The following is a 24,894-nucleotide window of genomic DNA, read 5'->3' on the forward strand; positions in this document are numbered from 1 at the left end:
TTCGTTTGATGCGTATTATAAGCCATGTTGAAACATATGATAATATGCCTCGTTTGCATTAATTTTATCTTTAAAATCTCTTACTGTAGTTCTCTCATCAATAACTAATAACTCTATTCCTGCAATGTCAGCAAAATCTTCCATATACTCTGAAGTTATCGATTGACTAAAGACGGTATGATGAGCACCTCCTGCTAAAATCCATGCTGTAGCTGCAACTTCTAAACTCGGTTTTGCATCCCACAATACTCTAGCTACTGGTAAATTTGGTAAATCCTCCAAAGGTTTTATCGCTTCCACTTCATTTACAATGAGCCTGAATCGAGTGCCCATATCAACCAGAGATACATTTATAGCTTCTCCGGTAGTGGAATTAAATACTAGCCTGGCTGGATCTTCTTTACCACCAATACCCAACGGATGTACTTCACAAGATGGTTTACCTTCAGCTATGGATGGACAAATTTCTAACATATGAGAACCCAAAACATACGATTTTTGAGGCGTGAAATGATAGGTATAATCTTCCATAAATGAAACACCACCTTCTAAACCTACATTCATAACTTTAATAGCCCGTAACATTGCTGCTGTTTTCCAATCACCTTCTGCTCCAAAACCATAACCATCTGCCATTAACCTTTGTACGGCAAGGCCTGGTAATTGTTTTAATTCACCTAAATTTTCGAAAGTATCAGTAAATGCATTAAATCCTCCTTCTTCTAAAAAAGCCCGCAAGCCTAATTCTATTTTAGCAGCTTCAATTAGTGAACCTCTTTGAGCACCACCTGTTTTCAACGATGGCGTTAAGTCATAACTCTCTTCATAGATTGCTAATAATTTATTTAAATCAGTATCCGAAACCTCATTAATATGCTTTACCACATCAGATGAATCAAAACCATTTACAGAAAATCCAAATCGCATTTGAGCAGCTACTTTATCTCCTTCCGTAACGGCAACTTCACGCATATTATCACCAATTCTGGCTACTTTTAAATGTTGTAATTCATCCCATCCTAAAACAACTCTCGACCATACGCCTAATTTATACTGAACGCGTTCATCTTGCCAATGTCCTACTACAACTTTTCGTTTTTTACGCATTCTAGTCATCATAAAACCAAATTCTCTGTCACCATGTGCAGATTGGTTTAGATTCATAAAATCCATATCTATTGACTTCCAAGGTATTTCAGCATTATATTGCGTGTGCAAATGGCACAATGGTTTATTTAAAATCGTTAGGCCATTTATCCACATTTTAGCTGGCGAAAAAGTGTGCATCCATGTTATAATACCGATACAATTTTTAGAAATATTAGCTTCCTGACATACGTTAGTAATTTCGTCTGGTGTTTTAACGGTCGGTTTATAAACAATAGAAACAGGTAAATGCGAGGATGCATTAAACCCTTTTACAATTTCTTTTGAATTTTCTGCTACTTGTTTTAAAGTCTCATCTCCGTACAAATGTTGGCTTCCTGTTACAAACCAAATTTCTTTTTTTGAACTATCTATCATACTGTCTTTTATATTTTTACTGTCCGTAATAGGCATTTATACCATGTTTACGTTCGTAATGCTTCTTAATTAATGCTTCTTTCAGCTTTGGTGCATTAGGGTTAATCTGCAATGTTAAAGTTGCCATTTGAGCTACGGTCTCTAACACTTTACTATTGTAAACCGCTTTAGCGGCATCTTTACCCCAAGCAAAAGGGCCATGATTACCAATCAATATCATTTCAACTTCGGTATGTGAAAGCCCTTTATCCTTAAAACAATCTACTATTTGAATTCCGGTATTGTGTTCGTAATTCCCTTTAATGAGTTCATCACTCATGGGCGGTGCACACGGAATATCTGTGGTTAAATGATCAGCATGCGTAGTCCCAAAAATAGGAATATCTTTTTGAGCCTGTGCCCAAGCTACTGAATACATGGCATGTGTATGTGCAACACCTCCAATATCATTCCAATTTTTATAAAGATAGGCATGCGTTTTAGTGTCAGAAGAAGGTCTTAATTCACCTTCAATTATGGTATTATCATAATCGAGGATTACAATATCTTCTGGTGTTAAGATTTCGTAAGGAACACCACTTGGTTTAATTGCAAAAACACCTTTTTTACGATCAACCGCACTCACATTTCCAAATGTATAAATTACTAAACCCAGAGCGTTTAACTCCATGTTTGCTTCGTAACATTCTTGCTTAAGTGCACTGTAGATTGAACTCATTTATTTATTTTTTAGTGATATTTTCTACAAAAGAACTCAGTTCGTTATAAGATTGCATCTGTTTTTTATACACGGGTACTTTGTCCTTTTCAGGATAATAGATTGCTTCAAAATTACTTCCCATTTTTTTACTCGCTTCAATCACATTAGCGTAAATTCCTGAAGCTACAGCGGCATATATTGCTGCACCTAATGCAGGTGCTTGGTCTGAAGCTGCCACTTTAATTGGCTTATCTAATACATTGGCTAGCGTTTGCATAATAAAAGGAGATTTTCTTGCTACACCACCGATGCCAATTACGCTATTGATGGCAACACCCTCTTCTTCAAAACGTTCCACTATTTTTTTCGAGCCAAAACATATTGCATTTACTAATGCTTTAAAAATATGTGGAGCTTTTGTACCTAATGTTAAGTTAGACATTGCGGCTTTTAATTCTTGATTCGCATCAGGTGTTCTTCTTCCATTGATCCAATCTAAAGCAGTTGGTATACTCTCAGACAGCGGAATATTTTCCGCTTGTTCACTCAATTTCTTAATAAAATTAGCCTCTATTTCTTCTTTTAATTCACTTTTTTGAGCTTCACCTAAAACATTTGAAGTCAACACGAGATTATCAATTGGCCAAGACAACATATCTTTAAACCAAGCTAATAAATCGCCAAAAGCAGACTGACCAGCTTCTAAACCTTCCATTCCTGGAATTACAGAGCCATCAACTTGTCCACAAATACCCTTTACTGTTTTGGTTCCTAAAAGTTCTTTGGAAGAAACCATGATATCACAGGTTGAAGTACCCATAACTCTTACCAAGGTATGTTCTTCTATTTTTGCTCCAAGTGCTCCTGCATGAGCATCAAAAGTACCCACTGCTATCACCGTATCTGTTGTAAGTCCCAACTTTTTAGCCCATTCAGCACTTAATTTTCCAGCAACCTCGTTTGAGGTGTAAGTCTCATCAAACAATCTATTACGTAGATTGGCAAGATATGGATCCAATTGATCTAAAAATTTTTCAGATGGTAATCCACCCCATGACTGATGCCACATGGCCTTATGCCCAGCTGCACAACGGCTACGTTTAAATGATTTTAAATCTTTATTCTCTATAAGTAAATAGGTAAGTAAATCGCAATGCTCCATCCATGAATATGCCGCATTTTTTACAGTATCATCTTGTCTGATGATATGTAAAATTTTTGCCCAAAACCATTCTGAGGAATAGATACCACCTTCATATTTTGTAAAATTTTCACCACCCCAATTTTCAGCTAATTCATTTATTTCGTTAGCTTCATTAATTGCCGTATGATCCTTCCATAGGACCATCATAGCATTAGGATTCTCTTCAAAACCTTTAGTTAACGCTAAGGGAGTACCACATTTATCAATTGGAATTGGAGAAGAACCAGTTGTATCAATACAAATACCTTTTATTGATTCGGGTTCAACTTTACTTTGTGTTACCACAGATTTTATAACATCTTCTAACCCTTCTATATGATCTAATGGATGTTGTCTAAATTGATTAATGGAAGCATGGCAATACTTATTTTCTTTCCATCTCTGGTAAAAATGGACTTTGGAAGCTATTTCCTGCCCTGTTGCTGTATCAATTAATACTGCACGAACAGAATCAGATCCATAATCTAAACCAATTACATAATTTCTCACTACTTAATTATTTATTAAAACAAATATAGTGATTTATTTTTATAAGTGTTTGAGATACACTTTTAATTTTAATACCTATTAAATTTTAAAAACGAAGCCCTCTTTTAATTTTTCATTATATTTTTCTAAATCAAACTGATAGAGAAAAGAACCTTTTTTTGAAGACTCCATATCCTTTTCTTCTAATTTAATAAGTATGTCTAAGGCATTTATCTTGTTTGTAAAGTTTCGTTTATCTAATTTTTTATTTAAAACTGATTCATATAAGTTTTGCAGTTGCAACATGGTAAATTTATCCGGTAAAAGCTCAAACCCGATAGGGTTGGTTTTAGTTCTATACTTTAATCTTCTCACCGCATGCTTTACCATTTGATTATGATCAAAAATTAGTTTCGGAGCCTTTTCTAAACTGAACCATTTTGCTGAATTTAACTGAATTAGTTCTTTTTCACTTGTAGCAATGTCTATTAAAGCATAATACGCTACAGAAATTGTACGCTCAGCAGGATCTCTATCAACCTTACTAAAGGCGTAAAATTGTTCCATATAAATATCATGTAAGCCCGTAAGGTGATTTAGAATGCGTATTGCTGACTCATCTAAATTTTCTTCTTTCTTTAAAAAACCGCCAATTAAAGACCATTTGCCTTTTTCTGGTTCAAAGTCTCTTTTAATAAGTAAAATTTTAAGGTCTTGACCATCAAATCCAAAAATTATACAATCTACCGCTAATAATACTTTATCTTCTTTACTATAATTATTTAACATATAAAAAATTTCAACTAAAATATAAACTCATAAACCGTATGAGTTTTTAATACTACAAAAATAAGTGTTTAATACATCTAATTATCTATTATAATGAGATTTAATAACAAAAAAAGTCGCTTATTTTAAAAATAAGCGACTTTATCTTTCCTACTTTTATCTTAGATCTTTAATAACTTTCTTGTTTCTTGTATATCACCAGAAGTAATACGAACGATATACATTCCGTTACTCAAGTGTTCGGTATTAATAGTTCTTCGATTACCATAAGATTTATCATTATTTTTAATCATTTTAACCTTCCTTCCATCAATTGTAAATAACTCAACAATTACCTCATCACTTAAGTCTGAGTCATATTCATAAGTAAATGAATCTGTAAAAGGATTAGGATATATGGTTAAGTTTTGGAGTGTTAAATCATAATCATCCGCACTTAATGACTTCACTAAATCTGGAATTGAATAACTGTTAAATGTAAATTTACCATGACCACTAGGAATAAGTTGACCATCAGAATCTGTATTTTCTGATTGTCCAACTACGGTCCACTCTAATCCGTTAATTTGCCAAGTATCATTTATGGCCACTTTTGTACCCGTATAGGCAGCTTCTTTAGCAATTAAGTTATCAATAATATCTTTCATGTCTACATTAGCGGTTAATACATCTGTTGTATAATCAGCCGTAGGATCCGCTTGCACGATGGCATCAGGAACCAAATTATAAGAAGCTACTTCTCCTAAATATCCTGGCAAGGTTCTTAAAATTTGATAGGTTAACCCATTGTTTGCCGTAAACTCTCCAATATTATTAAAATCATGATTGTCTGCATTTGTATTATTATCAAATTTAACTCTTGTTTTTCCACCATTATGAAACGTATGTACTATAATATCAACTCTGTTACCACTCATATCTCCATTTTCGGTAACCCAAGCTGTCATATTAATCTGACCTTTACCTCCACTTTCTGGACTCCATTGCCCTTCCATAGTTGTATTCAGTGGAAAATCAATATCTTTCAACGCTTTAGGATATCCTCTGTCTACAGAAGTATCTCTTGCATCATGCCATGAGAATTTTTGAATTTTTATATCAAATTCTTTATGTCCTTCAGCAATTACATTTTGATTTTCATATTCAATCCATGACGGCGAGCCAAAAGGTCCGAAATTCGTTTTTAAAGGTCCTTTCCATCCATCAGCAATGTAATAATTAGACCAATAACCATCACCTAAATCTTGAGAAAAAAGTCCATTAACTTCTTCACTTGGTTGTCCTCTATACGTAATTGTACCATCACCTTTTCCAACTAAGATATAAGGAATTTCTGGTATAGAAATTGTGCCCCAACTAGTACCACCTTCAAATAATATAGCTTGAATTCTATTTGTTTCACCAGGCCAACCATTATCAACTATTAAATCGAGTCCTATAGTTTCGTTACCTGGAGGAAGTTCTACCCAAACTTCTCCAATTTTATTACTTCCTGCAGCCACTTCATTATCACGTACCTCCACTAATATTTTACTGGTTTGTAATAAATTGTACTTGATGTTAACACGTCTTAACGTTCCATTATTTATGGGATCCATTGATGTGTCAACAATTTCTAAGGTATTTACCCCTGATGGCACATACGCTTCAACAGTGATATCTGTTACATTTTCAGTAGCTAAATGAGCCCAATCTGTGGTAAACAGCTGTGCTTGTATGCTATAACCTGGACCTACTGTTAAAGGTGCTCTTAGGCCTAAAACTATATCACCAACATTTTCTGTTACCTCAACAAAAGATTGCTCCAAGTTGCCTGTGGCATCTATAAATCGTATCAATGCATACGCCGCTGCAACATTCTTAGTGTAGCTCAAATTAAAATTAACGGTTGCACCTGCAGTCACTGTAGTTGGTGGATTAACAATAGTAATTGAATTTTCTCCAGATGTTCCTGATTCTACAATTACTGTTGCTCCATCTTCAGTTGCTATATTAGTCCATTCTGTTGTAAACAATTGAGCCTGAAAGTAATATTCAGTCCCAGGAGCTGTTGGTGTTGGAACACTTATGGTTACAGTGCCTGAATTGTCTGTTACTGCCACGAAAGCATCCGCATCTGCTACATTACCTGCAGCATCTTTAAATCGTATAAAGGCCCATGCAGAAGCAACGTCTTTAGTATAGCTAAAGGTAATATCAACATTAGTCCCTGCAGTTACTGTAGCGGGAGGATTAACAATTGTAATTGAATTTGGTTCAGAAGATGCCTCTTCTACAATTACTGTTGCTCCATCTTCAGTTGCTATATTAGTCCATTCTGTTGTAAATAGCTGAGCCTGAAAATAATATTCAGTTCCTGGAACCGTTGGTGTTGGAACACTTATGGTTACAGTGCCTGAATTGTCTGTTACTGCCACGAAAGCATCCGCATCTGCTACATTACCTGCAGCATCTTTAAATCGTATAAAGGCCCATGCAGAAGCAACGTCTTTAGTATAGCTAAAGGTAATATCAACATTAGTCCCTGCAGTTACTGTAGCGGGAGGATTAACAATTGTAATTGAATTTGGTTCAGAAGATGCCTCTTCTACAACTACTGTTGCTCCATCTTCAGTCGCTATATTAGCCCATTCTGTTGTAAAAAGTTGAGCCTGAAAATAATATTCAGTTCCTGGAACTGTTGGTGTTGGAACACTTATGGTAACATTGCCTGAATTGTCTGTTACTGCAACGAAAGCATCGGCATCTGCTACATTACCTGCAGCATCTTTAAATCTAATAAAGGCCCATGCAGAAGCAACGTCTTTAGTATAGCTAAAGGTAATATCAACGTTAGTCCCTGCAGTTACTGTAGCAGGAGGATTAACAATTGTAATTGAGTTTGGTGCAGCTACTGTAATTCCACTAATATTTTCAGTGTCTAAAACATCCCAATCTATTGAGAAGAGCTGAGCTTGTAATCCATAATCACTTCCCGCAGTTGCTGGAGATTTAACACTTAATGTGATTGTTCCTGTGTTATCCGTTACTTCTGTATAAATTTGTTCTAAATTACCATTAGGACCTGTAAATCTTATCAACGCATAGGCAGCTGCAATATCTTTTGTGTAACTTAAGGTAATGTCAACCATTTCATCCACAGGTACTGTAGCTGGCGGATTGACAATAGTTATTGTATTTGGTGATAATTCTTCTACAGTTACCCCATCTACATCATCACTGGCTAAAACCTCCCAATCAGTTGTAAATAATTGTGCCTGAAGACTGTATCCACTCCCCAAAATGGCTGGTGCTTCAACACTTACAGTTACTGTTCCTGAATTGTCAGTAACTTCTGCAAATGCTTCTTCTAAATTGCCTGTAGCATCTTTAAAACGTATCAGTGCATAGGCTACTGCAACATCTTTTTTGTAGTCTAACTTAATATCGACCATAGTACTAACCGTTACAGTAGTTGGCGGATCTATAATAGATATAATATTAGGTGCTGCACTTGGATCCTCGACAGTTATACCTTCAAAATCCTGGGTGGCCAAATGAGCCCATCCAGTTGTAAACAACTGTGCCTGATAACTATATCCATCACCCGGAGCAACATCTGCCGGAATTTCAAGACTTAAAGTTTCAGTTCCTGCAGCTAGGTTCACCAATTTAAAAACCTCTGTCAAATTACCTGCATCTTTAAATCGTATAAACGCATATGCCTCAGCTTCATCTAACGTGTAGTCAAAAGTAATGTCTACGTATGTACCCGCTGAAACAGTTAATGGCGGATCTACTATAGTTATTGTGTTTTGCCCATGCAAGGACATCACAAAAAGGAGTAAAGAGAATACTAAAAGTAGTTTTGTTTTCATAATTTCATTTTTAATTGAGTATTAGTTTTAAAAACCTGTATAAGAATGCTTTAAAGTATTTAATTAGATAAATATAGTAAATTTTTTATATAAATGTAACTTTTACATTTAAAAAATGAAAATTTATTTTATGTTCCACTTGTAGGTGTAGATTTCTAATGACCCTATTTTATAAATAAAAACTTGAATATTACAATCAACTAGTCAGTTGAATACCGAAATAATTTTACCAACACCTTATCATTACAACAAAAGCGTAACCTTTTTCTCTGATAAAAAATGTCTTTTATCATTCACTAATAAAAACCAATTAGGTAATACGAATGCCCTTAATTTTTAAATGGTTTAATGTAAAACGTAAATTCATATTCTTTAGGAAGTACTCTATATTTGTTTAGTATAGAAATAGCTGTACCACCCACCCCTGACATTTTGTGGTCTAAGTTTAAGGTTACATAATCAACCTCTTTTAATTGACGTTGGTAATACGACCTTGTCATATTATCAGTATCATAAACTTGGGCACTGGTGTTAAAAGTTTGATCTCCCTTAATCAGTAATCCACTGCCATTGTTATCACTAATTGATGTCCAATACACATCCGTTTTGTTACCGTAATCTTGAGGGATAATATATGGTACGTAATCATCATTTACTGTAGTTTCGTATTGTCCAAATTTTGCTCCTGTTTTTCTATCAGGATATGTTTCATATGGACCTCTACCATACCACTTTACATTTTGGAACGTATCTGGTAATTGCAATTGCAATCCTATTTTTGGAAGCCAATGTGTAAATTCACCTGCCGGAGATGCTTTTGTTTTCAATGTTATTTCCCCATCCTTAGAAATAGAATAATTAAATCTATTATAAAAACCAGTCGCATCTTTATTGCTGGAATCAAGTGTAATTATTTTTAAGCCAACCTCTTGTTCATTTTTGATAATTTCCATTGATACCACTTCACGCTCCAAATGATCTAAACCTAATGCATACCATCCATTAGACATATTCACTGCCATACCGTCTTCCTGATGCCCAATTGAAGTAAAAAAAGTTCCCCAAGCATCCAACTCATTGGCTACTGGAGCTCTCCAAATATTGAATTTTGGTCCTTGTTTTAAATACTCTTTCTCTTTATAGATTAACGAAGTGAGTAAACCGTTTTCTTTGTTAAAAGTATAGGTAAAGTCGGCACCCTTAAATAGAATAGTATTGGCAGTATCATTAATTGTTACCCCATCAGTGCTGGATATTTCACTTCTCTTTTCAATGAACGGAAACTCAAATTGCTCCCAAGCTACTTCATGTCCTTTTTTTGCCCAATTTGTATCTTCAGAAAGTGAAAAACTCAATTCCAATACATAATGTGTTGCTTCCTTGAAATTTTTGGTTTTATAAGGAATTGTAACATGCTCCTTTTTTAAAGGGGCTAGCTCAATTTTAAGCGTACCTGTTTCTATTTTTTCTCCATTAGCTGTTAAAGACCAATTGGCTTTTAACTTACTTAAATTAGTAAAAGTATGACGGTTAAAAATTTCAACCTCTCCTGCTGCTAAATTTAATACCTTTACATCTACTGGTTGTGGTGATTTTTTTAATTGCCATAATTCAGGTTGTACACTTCTATCTGGCCAAACCAATCCATAAGTTCGTCCTGGCAATCCGATACTGTAATAGTGAGATTCACTTTTTTCCGATTCAAAATCGAGCCAAAGAGCTGCCAACTTTTTCCATTCTCCATTATTAGCTTCTAAGTCTTCAATTGTAACAACACTATTAAAAATTCTAATGTTATCAATTGTCGTATGGGTCAAATATCCTAAATGATTATCAATAATATCAGCCGTTTTTCCCACATTTACAGGATAGGGACCATTGATGATATTTCCAGTACAACTTTCAGAAGCCACTAATTCACCATTTATATAAAGGACTATTTTTTCTCCATCATAAATACCGGATACTTGATGCCAATTACCTACCCAATTTTGAGGAAGATCAGCTTCTACAAAAACCTTTTCATCAGTATGCACATAGAATTGAAGTTTTGTATCACTCGATTGTACGATTCCATATTGATAATTCCCTTTGGTTATAAAATAGGTATCTCCATTATATTTTTCTGGTTTAACCCAAAATGATAACGTAAGTTTATCATCAGAAATATCTAAGGCAGTATCTCTATATACTTCTAACCAATCATCATGACCACTCAAATAGAGGGCTTTGCCAAACTTACCATCTTTTAAAAGAGCTTTGTTCATTAAAGATGCCATCACGTTATTTGGGGAAGCATCTGGTGTGGTTCTCCATGGTGTATCAATACCAGGACTCACCCAATCCCAAATTGCCCCACCAGTTAGCCGTGGATATTTGTAAATAAGGTCCCAATACTCATCCAATCCACCAAGAGCATTTCCTGCTACTGACAAATATTCATCCATGAATGAAGGTCTGTCATCATCTCCTAATGCAAATCGTTTCTCTAACATAAATGGTGTTACATATCTTGGACCAACAATATCTTCACATTTTATTGGATTAGTTTTTGGATCTTCATCACTATTTCCACCATACATCCATGCGGGACGACTTGGATCTATTTTCTTTCCTTCTGCAATTAATGCACAAATATTATCACCCGGACCACTTTCATTTCCAGCACTCCATATGATAATAGAAGCATGGTTTCTATCTCTATATACCATTTTACGCATGCGATCCAAATACTGTTCTTTCCATTCAGGTTGACTGGACAACTGAATGTTACTGTGAGCTTCATCACCGGTTTCATCTATGATATAGATACCCAATTCATCCGCTAAATCAAGATACTCCACATTGGGTGGATAGTGACTTGTACGAACACAATTAACGTTAAATTGTTTCATTAAAGTTAAATCCTTACGCATGGTTTCAACATCCATCGCATGTCCCGTTTTTGGATGCATCATATGACTATTTACTGCATTCAATTTTACAGGCATTCCATTAACATATATGGCTTTATTTTTTACTTCAACTTCTCTAAAGCCTGTTTTATGACTAAAAACCTCAATAATTGTATTGTTTTTATCCAGTAACTCTAAGGTCAATGTATATAAATTAGGATGTTCTGCCGACCATTTTTTAGGGTTTTCAATCGCATAAGAACCTGAAAATTTTGCGGGCTCAACGTTTAGATTTTTTGATAAGATTTGCTTCTTTTTATCATCAAACAAAGTGGCTCGAATGGAATATCCTTCTGTGTTTTCTTCATTAAAATTAGTTATAAACGCTTCTATATTTAAGGTTGCATCTTTATAATTTTCATCTAAATCTGTGGTAACATAAAAATCGTTTAGATGCGTTTTGGGTGTTGACATTATATATACATCTCTAAAAATACCCGCAAGACGCCATGTATCTTGATCTTCTAAATACGAACCATCACTATAATGAAGCACTTTAACTGCGATACTATTTTTACCTTTTTTTAAATAAGGTGTAATATCGTATTCAGCGGGCTCCATAGCTCCTTGATTATAACCTACCTCTTGCCCATTGACCCAAACATATGATGCCGACTGTACACCTTCAAAGTGCAGAAAATGCTGTTTGTTTTTCCCGTTTTTAGGTAGCGTAAAAGTTCTATAATATGATCCGATTGGATTAAATTCTTTCGGTACTAATGGTGGTATAGATGTGTAAGGTTGACCAATATTTCTAAACATTGGATATCCAAACCCTTCCATTTCCCAGTTTGAAGGAACTTTTATATTATCCCATTTTTTTCGATTAAAACTATTTTTATAAAAATCAACTGGTGCTTGTTCTAAGTTTTCTGAAAAGTTAAATTTCCAAATACCATTAAGACTCGTAAAATTGGGTGATGCTTTCTTTTCCAAGCTAATTGCCTCTTTAATTGTATTAAAAGGCATTAAATTAGTATGTGGCAACATTTGATTACGTTGAAATACTTCCGGGTTCTCCCAATCATTTTTAACTTGTGAAAAAGAAAAATTGCTTAGTAAGATAAAGCAAAAAACAAAGAAAGAGTTTCTAAATAATTTATTCATATTCTGTATTTTTATAATTCTAACGATTCAGTTCAATTGTTGAAAAATCAAAATTAATACCTATTAAAATGAGGTGAATTTATTAATAATTTTCAAGAAAAATGTTTTCATTTTCATATATTTACCAAATATAGTGTATTTTATACACTTTATATATTTTAGATAAATAAAATCAGATTCTGATCATTACATAAAGACACAATACATAAAACAAAATACTTATGAAAATTAAGAAACCACTAGTCGCAGTAATAAGCTTTTTTATAATTATAGCAACTAGTTATGCTCAAAAAGCAAACACTAAAAATCTTCTGTATAAAGATAGTAACTTATCAATAGAAGTTCGTGTAAATGACCTATTGGACAGAATGACTTTAGAGGAAAAAATTTCTCAAATGAATATGTTAAGCCTTAGTGATTTAAAGGTTGATAAAAAAGGAAAGATAAGTAAGCAATCTCTAGACTCTCTATTTCAAGGGAGAAGTATTGGAACCTTAGAAAGTCCATTTATAGGTGTTGATGAAATATCGCAACTTTCTGAAGCGGCAGATTCATATTTACGTAAGCATACCAGACTGGGTATTCCTGCTATTCAGATTGCTGAATGTTTACATGGTCAATTGGCTTTCGGAGCTACTATTTTTCCTCAAACCATAGGTCAAGGTAGCACATGGAATCCTGATTTAATTAAAAAAATGGGAGCCACTATTGCCGAAGAAGCAAGTCTTTCTGGTGTTGACCAAGCATTGTCTCCAATATTTGATTTAGCTAGAGATCCTAGATTTGGTAGAGCGGAAGAATCATTTGGAGAAGATCCTTTTCTTGTCGCAGAAATGGGGAAAGCTTTTGTTATTGGAATGCAAGGTGAACCTGAAATTACTAAAAAAGGCATCCCTGCAAATAAATTAATGGCTACAGCAAAGCATTACGTAGCCTATAGCACTCCTTTTGCAGGCATTAATCTAGGACCAAATGAATTGGGACCAAGAGATTTAAGAAATTTACATATGTATCCTTTTAAAAAGGTAATTCAAGAAGCCAATATTTATTCACTTATGCCAGCCTATAATGATGTGAATGGTATTCCGATGCACTCCAATAAATATTTAATGAAAGATGTTCTAAGAGATGAACTTGGGTTTGACGGTTATGTTTTTTCAGATTATGAAGCCATTGCAATGCTTAACTATTTTCAAAAAGTCACAAAAGATGCTGCGGAAACTGCTATTGTTGCATTGGAATCAGGAGTTGATTTAGAAGCTCCTAAAAGTTTTGCGTATTCTGAATTGAACAACTTAGTAAAGTCAGGTAAAGTTGATGTTGCGTTAATTGATAACGCCGTAAAAAATGTATTAACTGCCAAATTTAAAGCCGGCTTATTTGATAATGTATACAAGGCTCCTAAGAAAGTATCGCATCTAATACATACGGAAGAATCAGTAAACCTTGCACGAGAAATTGCGGAAGAATCAATTGTTTTGCTAAAGAATGAGAATCATGTATTACCGTTAGACATTTCAAAAATAAAATCTATTGGAGTGATTGGTCCCAATGCAGATCAAGTACAATATGGCGATTACAGCTACACAAAAGATAATGCGTCTGGAGTAACAATTTTGGATGGAATAAAGAAATATGCCGATAATAAGTTTACGGTTAATTATGCAAAAGGATGTAATATTACTGGGAATGATCAGAGTAAAATTCAAGCAGCTGTGGAAGTCGCTCAGAATAGTGATGTTGTAGTATTGGTTATAGGTGGTACAAGTAGTGTGTTGTCTGGTATAGGTTGGGGAAAAGACATTCCAGGTGATTACCCTACAAGTGGTGAAGGTTTTGACAGAACTTCATTAACACCTCCAGGAGTACAACCCGAATTAATACAAGCCATATATAAAACAGGTAAACCTATTGTGCTAGTAATGGTACATGGCAGAGCATATTCAATTGCATGGGAAAAAGAACATATTCCTGCAATTGTAGAAGCTTGGTATCCTGGTGAACAAGGTGGTAATGCCGTTGCTAGTGTTCTGTTTGGAGATGTAAATCCTTCTGGAAAACTAACAGTGAGTGTTCCTAAAAGCGTGGGACATGTTCCTGTTTTTTACAATTACAAACCATCGGGGAGAGGTTTTTACAGAAATCCTGGTAGTTTAGAAAAACCAGGTAGAGATTATGTTTTTTCATCGCCAGACCCTTTATTTCCTTTTGGTCACGGATTAAGTTATACAGATTTTGAGTATTCGGATTTAAAAGTTGAAGATACCAGTGTTGATATGAATGGAATGATAGTACTTTCTTTAAATATAAAGAATACAGGAAAAGTATCTGGAAAAGAAGTTATTCAGGTCTATTTTAACGATAAAGTGAGCTCTGTTACTACACCTGTAAAAGTATTGAAAGAGTTCAGAAAAGTGAAGTTAAATCCATCTGAGCTAATTACCGTAAGCTTCTCTATTCCGATGAGTGAGTTTGGCTTATATGATAAGGATATGAATTATATTATTGAACCGGGTGAATTTGATATAATGGTAGGTAGTTCTTCTGACGACATAAGACTTCAAAAAACAATTTCCATAAAATAGTTATTACTATAATTTGCAACGCGATTTTATGTTGCAACAATGACGATTTATTATTCTGAAAATAAATTTAAGCAATAGCCCCTTGTATGTTTTATAGTACATACAAGGGGCTCTCTATATGGTAATTGTGTGACGTTTATATCTATTTAAGCAACTGTAATACCTGAATAGAAGTGGAGTATTACATAGAAATTGGAACTTCTATAATTTCTTTAAAGGAACTATTATCACGACATTTTTTAACTATGCTATTTAAGTGCTAAGTTAAGCTAAAAGGGTGGTATAATAGACAATTTCATTATCACCATTTCAACATTAACTTAACACTAAAATTACTAACAAGCTATGAAAATTATCCTCTTTTATAATCAGCACAGATAGTTTAAAACAAACGATGCCGAAAGAAATAGAAACTAAAACTTAACTATCAAACTAAATAATTTCAACAGTAAATTTTAAATCTTTTCAAATTTTACAGACTGTATAATAATACCATTAGTTTGATTTCCGATGTCTAATAGTATTCTCGCCATAGGTGTGTCTGATTTCGTCATTGTAAATGTTTTCTCATAGGTACTAAACTCTGAGTCTACTAAATAAATTGAGCCACCACCGTCATACGGTTGATAACCATCTCTACCATCACCATCACCAACAGAAAGTGTAAATGTAAAATCTCCTTGTGATGGGTATGCTTTTAACACCACTGTCAGTTTATAATTACCACCATTAACGAGCGTTAAATTGGGCTTGTAAAATTGAACATCCCAATAGTTAGCCCCTGGAACAATATCTTTTATGACCATCGTTCTGTTCTCTTCGTACGCATTTGCTGATCCACCTCCATTTTGGTTCAAAACCCATCCATCAAAACCAGTAGAAAAATCAGATTCGTATAATATTTCTGAGCCTAGAGGTATAGAAATTGTATCTGCCAAACCTGGATATGAAATTACAATTTCAGAAGTTCCATTACTATAAACATCACCATTTGCTGGATTCGTTGAAATACCATAAAAATCAAATTGATCAAATAAAACAATTAAATCATCACTGCCACTTACAGACAACTTAACACTAAGCCCTTTTAGATCAATCGTTTCTCCATCTTCATACACTAATTTTTCAGGATTAGTTTCAATGTCCATTCCAACTATATCTAATGGATTAACGGTAATAGGAATCTTTACTTCAATACCTGATACATGTCTAACCTTCACTTCAGTAATACTTGCATTTAACTGCTCATCATTTGCAGGTGTAGCAGTAAGTTTAAAAGCTTCAAATTCTTCAAAAGCAACATCCACTTCACTGTTGTCAAGTAATGTATAGTGAATTACGGTACCCGAAAGTTCTAACCGCTCTCCTACTACATATTCGCTTTTTGCAGGACCTGTTACAATAACTCCTTTCACAGGAGCAAACCTAATCACATTTAATTCTTGCACTACCTCTACTCCTGTAGATGTATAGGTAATTAATACTTCTTTATCATTTCCTGAAACTATATCTCCATGAGCAGGAACTGTTGTAATTTCCTCTTTGATATCCTCGTAATCAAAATCTTCCTCATCTCCATTCTCATAGACCAAGGTAACCACCATATTAGATAAATCTAATTTTTTTCCACTAACATAGTCCTTGATTGGCTCATTTTTAAGTTTTATTTCAGTAACCTCATTAGTAACATTTATGGTCTGTATTAACCCCTTACCCGAAGTACCCAGTTTTATAGTTACGGATTTGTCAGAGAATTCTAAAATTTTACCATTTTCTGGTTCTGTGGTAATGTCCTCTTGTTCGAAAGAAGCAAAAGGTATATCAATATTTTCACCACCTTTATCTAATGTTATTACCATATCTGACAAGTCGAGTGCAGTACCAAGTACATAATTTACTTGAGGTAGCGTTTTCATAGACACTCTGCTTAAATCAGACAAGGGCTCATCGTCGTTATCACAAGAACTCAATAGCGTTACAAATACAAGTGCAACTAGTAAAGATGCAAATTTGAAGCGTGAAATATTTGTTGTTTGTTTCATCTATTTGAAATTTTTCAATGGTCAAAAATTTTGCTTACATTCAAAACATTACTATTTATATTAAACAGTATTAGATATTTTGAGAATGTATAAAATTGAATTACATCTCTTGATTTTTGTTTCTTATATCTTTATTTTAGTTCAACCTCAAATTCTTCAAAAACGGCAGTTCTATCACGAATTACAAGGGTATCTTTTACTACATGCGTTTCTGCATTTGCGGCATCGGCATATGAATAATCTAAATAAATTACATCTCTTGGTTTCCCTCCCCATTCGTCACCATCTTCAACGTATTTTCCAGATCCAGTAATTCCATATTCATCACCTTTAAAGCTAGTGATAGTACACGTACCGTCATCATTAAAAGTAAGTTCCATAACTACATTACCTGGACTAGATGCATCTCCTCGGCCAATTAAATTTTCTAACTTAACTTTATTTAAACCAGTAGTTTCTATAAGAATTACCTCATCATTTTCTACATATTCACCATGGTATGTTCTCCCCACACTGTTGGCTGGAGCAGTAATCAAATCTTCACCTCTTCTAAGATATTTTCCATGAAATTTGTTCATAAACTTAATACCAAAAAGAGTATAATCTTTTGGTAAAATATCCCAATCTGCAGGGTTTACTCTATCTGGATTATTGACAATACTTAATCCTGTAAGTAAACTATCAATATTATCCGCTTTTGTCATTCTTAAGGGAATCACATAATTTGTAGTATTTACAGGTCCAAAAGAAAGTGTATCTTGAAAAAAAGCATCATGTAACTGAACTTTTATACGAGCTTTGGTATCTCCAGAAGCAATCAATACAGGACTGATTCTTTCCATAGTATAGTATTCTGCCGGAAGTGCTTTTACGTTTTCCACATTATCTAATAAGCTGTTGTCTATTTCAAAATAAATACCTCTCTCTTGCCCATTCTCTCTAATACCTGTCATTAATGCGGTAATCTCAAAATTATGGTCATTGTCATTATCGTTAAAACCCTGATCGTACTTACCTAATAAAAGCGTACGTGCAGGTGTTTGATACGGAAAATAAGTTGTCGTATAATCATAATCATCAAAGTCTGGTTCAGAATTACTACACGACATGGCGATGAGTGCACTTATTAATAAAATTATATTTCTTGTATTCATCGAGTGAAAAATTTACAATTATTTATTATTTATGATAATGAGTTATTTACCTTTAACTGATAAGTTACCTTACCACCCTGCATTTTGTTCCAAAGCATCAAATTTTACTAACTCACTTTGAGGTATTGGTGCATAATTAGCATTTTCTTGATATAATCTTGGTTCAACTACAAATTCATTGTAGTTGGTTCCATCATATTTGGAGCCCATAATATCTGGTATATCATCTAACATATTCCATCTTCGTAAATCAAAAAGACGATGCCCTTCAAAGCAAAGCTCTAACCTTCTTTCATTGCGGATTAATGCACGCATATCTTCCTTAGTACTTATACCTGCCAAATAACTATCTCCAGAATCAAGTCCGATACCTGCTCTTTGTCTAATGGCTTCAATTATTGTTCTTGCAGACATACCACCTACCATATTGTCTGGACCGCCTAATTCATTGGCTGATTCTGCCAGCATCAAGTAAAGATCTGTATATCTTAAAAAAACATTCATTTTTTCTGAGGCTGAAACGCTACCATCACTACTAATAGTTACTTTAGGATCTAATAGTTTTTTAAGATAATAACCAGATCGTGTAGATCTAAACTGCACTTTATCAATCTCATCATTACCACCACCGGCACCCGTTTTAATAATCCGATTATTTAAATCATTTCCGTTATATAAAACATATTTTTTTAATCTTGGATCTCTATTTTCAAAAGGGCTATTAGCATCGTAATTTGGATGTGTTTCTGAGAATGGTAAACCATCTAACATAGGAAAGGCATCTACTAAATTTTGTGATGGATTCAATTTACCTTCTCCATTTAATGAGGGTGGATAATGTTGTTTCTCTAACCATGTGTAAGAAGGAGTAACATTATCTCTCCAAAGTACTTCTGGAAAGTTACGTGTACCTATGGCGAAATCATAAAAATCATAATATCCTGTAGGATCTAAACCTGTTATTCCACCATTATCATTTAATAAATCGGCAAGCGTATTCGCCGCCTTTTGATAATAGTCACCAGAGCCATTCATAAATGCAGGACTAGCAGCTAAAAGATTCAACTTTGCTTGAAAGGCTTTGATAATTCTTCCACTAATTCTCCCATCCTGATTCTTTCCAAAAACAAACTGATATCTATCGTCATCTGTTCCATTATACTGAGTTGGTTGATTAGATAGATCTCCATCCCAATCCATGGGTAAATACGTTAATGCTTCATTAAAATCTTCATTTATTCGATCTACCGTTTCTTCAAATCCAAGTCTAGGTAAGTTAAAATCTCCGTCAAAATCTAAAAATTCTGTTATGTAAGGTATACCTAACAATTCACCAGAAGTTCCCATTCCAGCATGTTCTTGTAAAATCCAAAAATGTCTTAAAGCTCTCATGGCTATTGCCTCACCATACATACGTTGTTTAAAAAGTGTATTTGTTTCCTCATCTCTTTTCCAAACAACCTCATCAATGATACTAAGAAATTTATTTACATACAGTACTTGTTCATATTGAGACCATCTACTTGAAAAGGGGTTTTGTGCGTTCCATTCTCCTGTAGCCATTCTACGAAATCCACTTAAATAATTGGTAACCGCATCATCAGTTGCCGAATCGTTAAATAATACTTGATTTGACATGCTTCCGTAAGCATCTAATAATAATCCTTCTGCCATTGCTGGATCTGAAGTTAGTCTATCATCTCCAGCTAGATTTTCATCTAGAGGTTCAAAAGTATTACATCCTACCGCGGATAAAAGTAGTAATGAGAGGAATGTATATTTGATAAAATTTTTCATATCTAAATCTAATTTATTCAGTTAAAACTTTACTCTAAGTCCCAATGAGTAATAACGGTATGATGGAGCATACCCCAAACTTAATTGTTTTATTTCCTTGTTATTGGCAACCATTAAAAGGTTGGATCCACTTGCGAACACACTAAAATCTTCCATATTAAGATTAGACACCAAAGTTTCAGGAAGATCATAGGTTAATTGTATACGTTCTATCTTAAAGTTACTATTATCATACATCCAGAAACTAGATGTTTTTCCAAAGTTATTGGTATTTTCTATAGATGATAATCGCGGAAATGTTGCCGTGTTTGCAGTAGCTTCTGTCCATCGTCCACGTACCACTTCAGAGTATTTATCACCTGCTTGAGGGCGATAATAACTGTCTGAAATAAGAGCATCACTACCTACTTGAGCTGTTAAAAGTGCAAACAACGTAAACGCCTTATAGTTTAATTTAATATCTGTTCCAAACGTCCATGGTGCATCCCATCTACCAATAACAACCTGATCTTGATCATTTACAACACCATCACTATTTATGTCATTATATTTTAAGTCCCCAGGTTGTACAGTTCCAAACTGAGTAGGAATACCATCCTTTAAAGTACCGTCTGTATTAAAATCATCAACACCAAAGAAACCTAAAGATTCTAGCCCCCAATATGCGTCAATAGAAGAACCTTTCCTATATTGATAATCGTCTTCGTAAACTTCATCTACTTTAGTCAGTTCAGAATCGGTATACAATACTCTTGCTCCAAGATCTACACCTAAATCTCCAAATTTATCAGAATAAGTGATTCCCAGTTCAAAACCAGTGCGTAATTCCTCATTAAAATTTGAATAGGGTCTAAAAGCATTATAATACTCTGGATATAATGTAGATACCCTTGTTACTTTGTCTTTTAGACTTGAACGAAAATAATTCGCTTCTACCCAAAATTTATCAAAAACAAGTCCTTCAAACCCAAGGTTAAAGTCCATTCTTTTCTCCATACCTAAACTATTGTTTTGGCCTCTTTCAATTGTTGTGTAACCATTAGAAGAGCTTGTACCATATTGGTCTCCCCAATAATAACTACCACCATTTTGTTGGTATATAGCATCATATAAAAAGTATCCTGGTATACCTAAATCAGAATAAATGGTACCCATTGAGGTACGTACCTTAAGATAGTTTAACCAAGGTATATCTTTAAAAGCAGGTTCTTCTGTTAAAACATAAGCTAGGCCTACTGTAGGTGCTAATTTACCTCTATTACCTTCTGCTAGTTTTACAGAATGAATATAAGAGGCGTTTAAGTCAAGTAAAAATTTATTTTTGAAACTATAGTTTAAACTCAATGCTGCGTTAGTGTTTTTTTCAGATTGTTTTACAGACTTCACATATGTGTTATTTGTAAAACCTATTAATGTAGCTTTAATAAAGTGATCTTCCTTAATTTTCTTTTCATAATTTAACAAACCAAAGAAACCATACCTAATCACAAATGAATTTGTTTCCACCTTTTCCTCTTGCCCTCTTCGATCCGAGCTCCCTACATTGACTAAATCAATAATTTTGTTATCATCATTCCATGTAGGCTGATAAATCGCAAAATCATTACTTACAGTTAGGTTATAACTATTATAGAAATCAAAACTTAAATAAGTTTTTGCCGATAAGCCTTCTGTAATAGAACTTAGGTCAAAATCTATAGAATTGTTAACTTGACTAATTCGTGTCATGCTTGTTTGCTCACCACCTGCTATAATATTTGCCAATGGAACATTATCACTAAACGATTGATTACCACCCAATATATATCCATCATATTTATTCGCTGCTTCAACAATACCTTCTAAGTTAGAATTACCAGTAAAATCTATCATACTTACCGGTAGTAATGGAGCATATAGATTGGGTCTAAAAGATTGCCCTGCATTGTATAAATTAGTCAACGAACTTTTATTTCTTTCAATAATGGCAACCGCATCTAAACTACTTGTTATCCAGCTATTGATTCTAAAATCAATATTACCTCTTACATTAAAACGTGTAGTACCTTTATCATTATCACTTACGTCTTGCAAGCTTCTATCAGATTTAAAACCAACATTTATATAATAGTTTGTATCTTCAAAACCTCCAGAAAAGTCTGCAAGAACGTTGGTAAATGATGATTGTGATTTAAAATAATCACTTGAATATAAATCCACATTTGGATATCTGTAGGGATTTAGTCCACTTTTATAATTTGCAATTTCATCATCTGAATAAGCCTGACCTAAACCATCATTGGCACGAGCCTCATTATAATATTCCATATACTCACCGGAATTCAGATATTTAGGCATTTCAACAGGATTTTTAATTCCAGAACTAACACTTACATTAAATTCTTTTTTACTAGATCCTCGTTTTGTCGTAACAACAATTACTCCATTTTTCCCCATAGAACCATACATAGCAGCGGCACTAGCATCCTTTAATACGGTAATTTCTTGAATTTCTTCCATATTAAGTAAATCAATAGACCTTCCTGGAATTCCATCAACAACAATAAGAGCATCACCTAAGCCACGAATATTGCTACTGTATTTAAGTCCAGTAATTCTACCATTTAAAGCATCTCTTACCCATTGGGTATTATCATATTTCAAAAATGAATTGGGGTTAATAGTAGATACAGAACCTACTATGTTAACATTCTTTTCGGTCTGAAAACCTAAATTTACCTCTCTATCAAACCGAGATATTAATTTAGTACTATCAATAGCAATAGTATCAGTTTGCGTTTGTTGGATATTTTGCCCAGCTAATGCGTAAGAAAATAGTAAATAGCTTCCTAAGCACAAGAGTGATTTATTATGTTTTATAAAGTGTATCATAAATTGGTTGTTAGTATCAAATACAGAAAACAGTTACGTGTTACCATCCAGGATTTTGTGGAAAACCTTCATACAGTTCCGTATCGTTTTGAGGAAGTGGTAACCAATAGTGTTTTTCATCAAAAACTCTAGTTCTTAAAACTTCTTCTACCATATTAATTGGCTTACCTGAGGCATTTCGATCAAAACGTAATCCTGTTTTCAGTTTATATTTCATGTTAGTTCCTTGCTTCCATCTTCTAATGTCCATCCATCTATGATTTTCCCATGACATTTCCATAGCACGTTCACGACGAATTTCTTCCATAAATACATTAGGACTCGTTAAGTTTACTGCACTTACATTTAAGCTACCATCAGGCATTGCTCGTTCTCTTATTTTATTTATAGCATCAACCGCAGAAAGGTCAAAACCACTTGGTTTTCCATTAATTCCATACCCCATAACAGCTGCTTCGGCATACATTAAATACACGTCAGTCAGTCTTACATGAACTCTCCAAGCAAATAAACCTTGATTATCATATTTATTAAATGATCTTGGATACCATTTTTTAGCAACATATCCAGTTCTTGTTCCATTACTTTTGCCTGGGTATCGGTGGGCACCACCATCGTAAAACTCTGCATATCTATTTACTACATCTGCACCGGTAGCAGCACCTAAATTATCTACTAATTGATCTCCATCAACAACGATCCATTTATAAAAACGAGGATCCCTATTTGCCCATGGATCATTAGGATCATAAAGAGGACTATCTTCGCACGACAAACCATCTTTCATTCCAAAATAATTATGTATGTAGTTATGTGTAGGAGAATTGATAGCATTTGAATTACCGATTGCCCCTAATTGCCAAGCATCTCCCATATAACCACCAAACCATCCAACAAAACCAGATTGTCCAAAAATATATTCATCGTTATAGGAGTATTTCCCATCTGTTGCATAAAAAACAGATTCATAATTATCCCATGGCACCAAATTGTAACGAGGAATTTCTATCACTTTAGCAAAAGCGTCGGCCGCTTGCTTACAGAGTTCTGTATCGTAACCATAAGTATCATTACTATTTTGCATTAAGGGACTCGCAGCGAATAATAAGTTTTTAGCTTTTAAAGCTAAAGCAGCACCTTTGGTTAATCTAAACATATTTTGTCCGTTGGTTTTTACACCTGGTTGCCAATCTGAATCGTCCCAATCTTCTGGTAATAATTCAATAGCTTTATCAAAATCTTTGTCTATTTTTAGTGCAGTCTCAGCCCATTCTGTAGGTCTTTGTAACTTCCAATCATCTGTTAATACATGATCTATGTAAGGCATAGGCCCCCAAAATTTCATGATTTCATGATGAAAGAACCCTCTAAAAAAATACGCCTGTCCCAAAATGGCATCTTTCTGTTGTTGCGTTGCATCTACCATCAAAGAATCAGCACTCGCAATAACTATATTAGATTTTCTTATACCTGCCCAACTACTTGGCCATACGGCACTTTTTTCAAATGGAAGACCAGAACTAGTATTTGGATTTCCACTAAAATAATTAAAATCATTTTGCCAATCCCAATATCTCCCTTCATCAGAGGAGTAATCAAATATCCATGTCTCCACGCCTATAGAATCTTCTCCATAATAAGAGTAATACGACCAGAACGGAGCAGAATAATCTACAATCATGGCATACATTTCTTCTACAAAACCTTGAGCATTTTCAAAATTTTTGAATACTTCTTCTACTGTGAGATCTGTTTCAATGGTTTTATCTAAATAGTCCTCGCAAGAATACATCATTCCAATTAGACTTAATAAACCGATTAATTTGTATAAACTTCTCATTG

Annotated in this window: 12 protein-coding genes; 1 reads left to right on the top strand and 11 read right to left on the bottom strand. The window is 34.1% G+C overall.

The window, feature by feature from the left end; all coding sequences use genetic code 11:
* Positions 1-15: 15 nt before the first annotated feature.
* The 6 genes from araA to JBL43_RS04670 form a co-directional block, all read right to left on the bottom strand.
* On the bottom strand, positions 16-1,524 hold the full coding sequence (gene araA / locus JBL43_RS04645) for an L-arabinose isomerase (protein WP_198840545.1): 1,509 nt from the start codon (positions 1,522-1,524) through the stop codon (positions 16-18).
* Positions 1,525-1,540: 16 nt separating this feature from the next.
* On the bottom strand, positions 1,541-2,242 hold the full coding sequence (locus JBL43_RS04650) for an L-ribulose-5-phosphate 4-epimerase (RefSeq protein ID WP_198840304.1): 702 nt from the start codon (positions 2,240-2,242) through the stop codon (positions 1,541-1,543).
* Positions 2,243-2,246: 4 nt separating this feature from the next.
* Positions 2,247-3,917 (bottom strand): ribulokinase, encoded by a 1,671-nt coding sequence (locus JBL43_RS04655; protein ID WP_198840305.1) that lies wholly within the window; start codon positions 3,915-3,917, stop codon positions 2,247-2,249.
* A 78-nt stretch (positions 3,918-3,995) separates the two neighbouring features.
* On the bottom strand, positions 3,996-4,685 hold the full coding sequence (locus tag JBL43_RS04660) for an NUDIX hydrolase (RefSeq protein WP_198840306.1): 690 nt from the start codon (positions 4,683-4,685) through the stop codon (positions 3,996-3,998).
* 161 nt (positions 4,686-4,846) lie between these two features.
* Entirely contained in the window at positions 4,847-8,542 is a 3,696-nt protein-coding gene (locus JBL43_RS04665) for a T9SS type A sorting domain-containing protein (protein ID WP_198840307.1), read from the bottom strand.
* A 329-nt stretch (positions 8,543-8,871) separates the two neighbouring features.
* Positions 8,872-12,603, bottom strand: a complete 3,732-nt coding sequence (locus JBL43_RS04670; RefSeq protein ID WP_198840308.1) for a beta-galactosidase small subunit-related protein — start codon at positions 12,601-12,603, stop codon at positions 8,872-8,874.
* Positions 12,604-12,824: 221 nt separating this feature from the next.
* Between JBL43_RS04670 and JBL43_RS04675 the strand changes: the two genes are divergently transcribed.
* Positions 12,825-15,188, top strand: a complete 2,364-nt coding sequence (locus tag JBL43_RS04675) for a glycoside hydrolase family 3 N-terminal domain-containing protein (protein WP_198840309.1) — start codon at positions 12,825-12,827, stop codon at positions 15,186-15,188.
* A 455-nt stretch (positions 15,189-15,643) separates the two neighbouring features.
* Here the strand turns inward: JBL43_RS04675 and JBL43_RS04680 are convergent, their stop codons facing one another.
* The 5 genes from JBL43_RS04680 to JBL43_RS04700 form a co-directional block, all read right to left on the bottom strand.
* Positions 15,644-17,230, bottom strand: a complete 1,587-nt coding sequence (locus JBL43_RS04680; RefSeq protein ID WP_198840310.1) for a carbohydrate binding domain-containing protein — start codon at positions 17,228-17,230, stop codon at positions 15,644-15,646.
* A 131-nt stretch (positions 17,231-17,361) separates the two neighbouring features.
* The gene (locus tag JBL43_RS04685) at positions 17,362-18,384 is read right to left on the bottom strand and encodes a DUF5627 domain-containing protein (RefSeq protein ID WP_198840311.1); all 1,023 of its coding nucleotides are present in this window, start codon (positions 18,382-18,384) and stop codon (positions 17,362-17,364) included.
* Positions 18,385-18,453: 69 nt separating this feature from the next.
* Complete coding sequence (locus tag JBL43_RS04690) at positions 18,454-20,181, bottom strand: RagB/SusD family nutrient uptake outer membrane protein (protein ID WP_198840312.1); 1,728 nt, start codon at positions 20,179-20,181, stop codon at positions 18,454-18,456.
* Between the two features lie 21 nt (positions 20,182-20,202).
* Positions 20,203-23,052 carry a SusC/RagA family TonB-linked outer membrane protein gene (locus JBL43_RS04695; protein ID WP_198840313.1) on the bottom strand — a complete coding sequence of 950 codons (2,850 nt, stop codon included), beginning with the start codon at positions 23,050-23,052 and terminating at the stop codon, positions 20,203-20,205.
* A 40-nt stretch (positions 23,053-23,092) separates the two neighbouring features.
* Positions 23,093-24,892 carry a RagB/SusD family nutrient uptake outer membrane protein gene (locus tag JBL43_RS04700; RefSeq protein WP_198840314.1) on the bottom strand — a complete coding sequence of 600 codons (1,800 nt, stop codon included), beginning with the start codon at positions 24,890-24,892 and terminating at the stop codon, positions 23,093-23,095.
* Positions 24,893-24,894: the final 2 nt, after the last annotated feature.

The organism is Aureibaculum flavum (genome assembly GCF_016406085.1).
In the GTDB taxonomy this organism is placed as follows: domain Bacteria; phylum Bacteroidota; class Bacteroidia; order Flavobacteriales; family Flavobacteriaceae; genus Aureibaculum; species Aureibaculum flavum.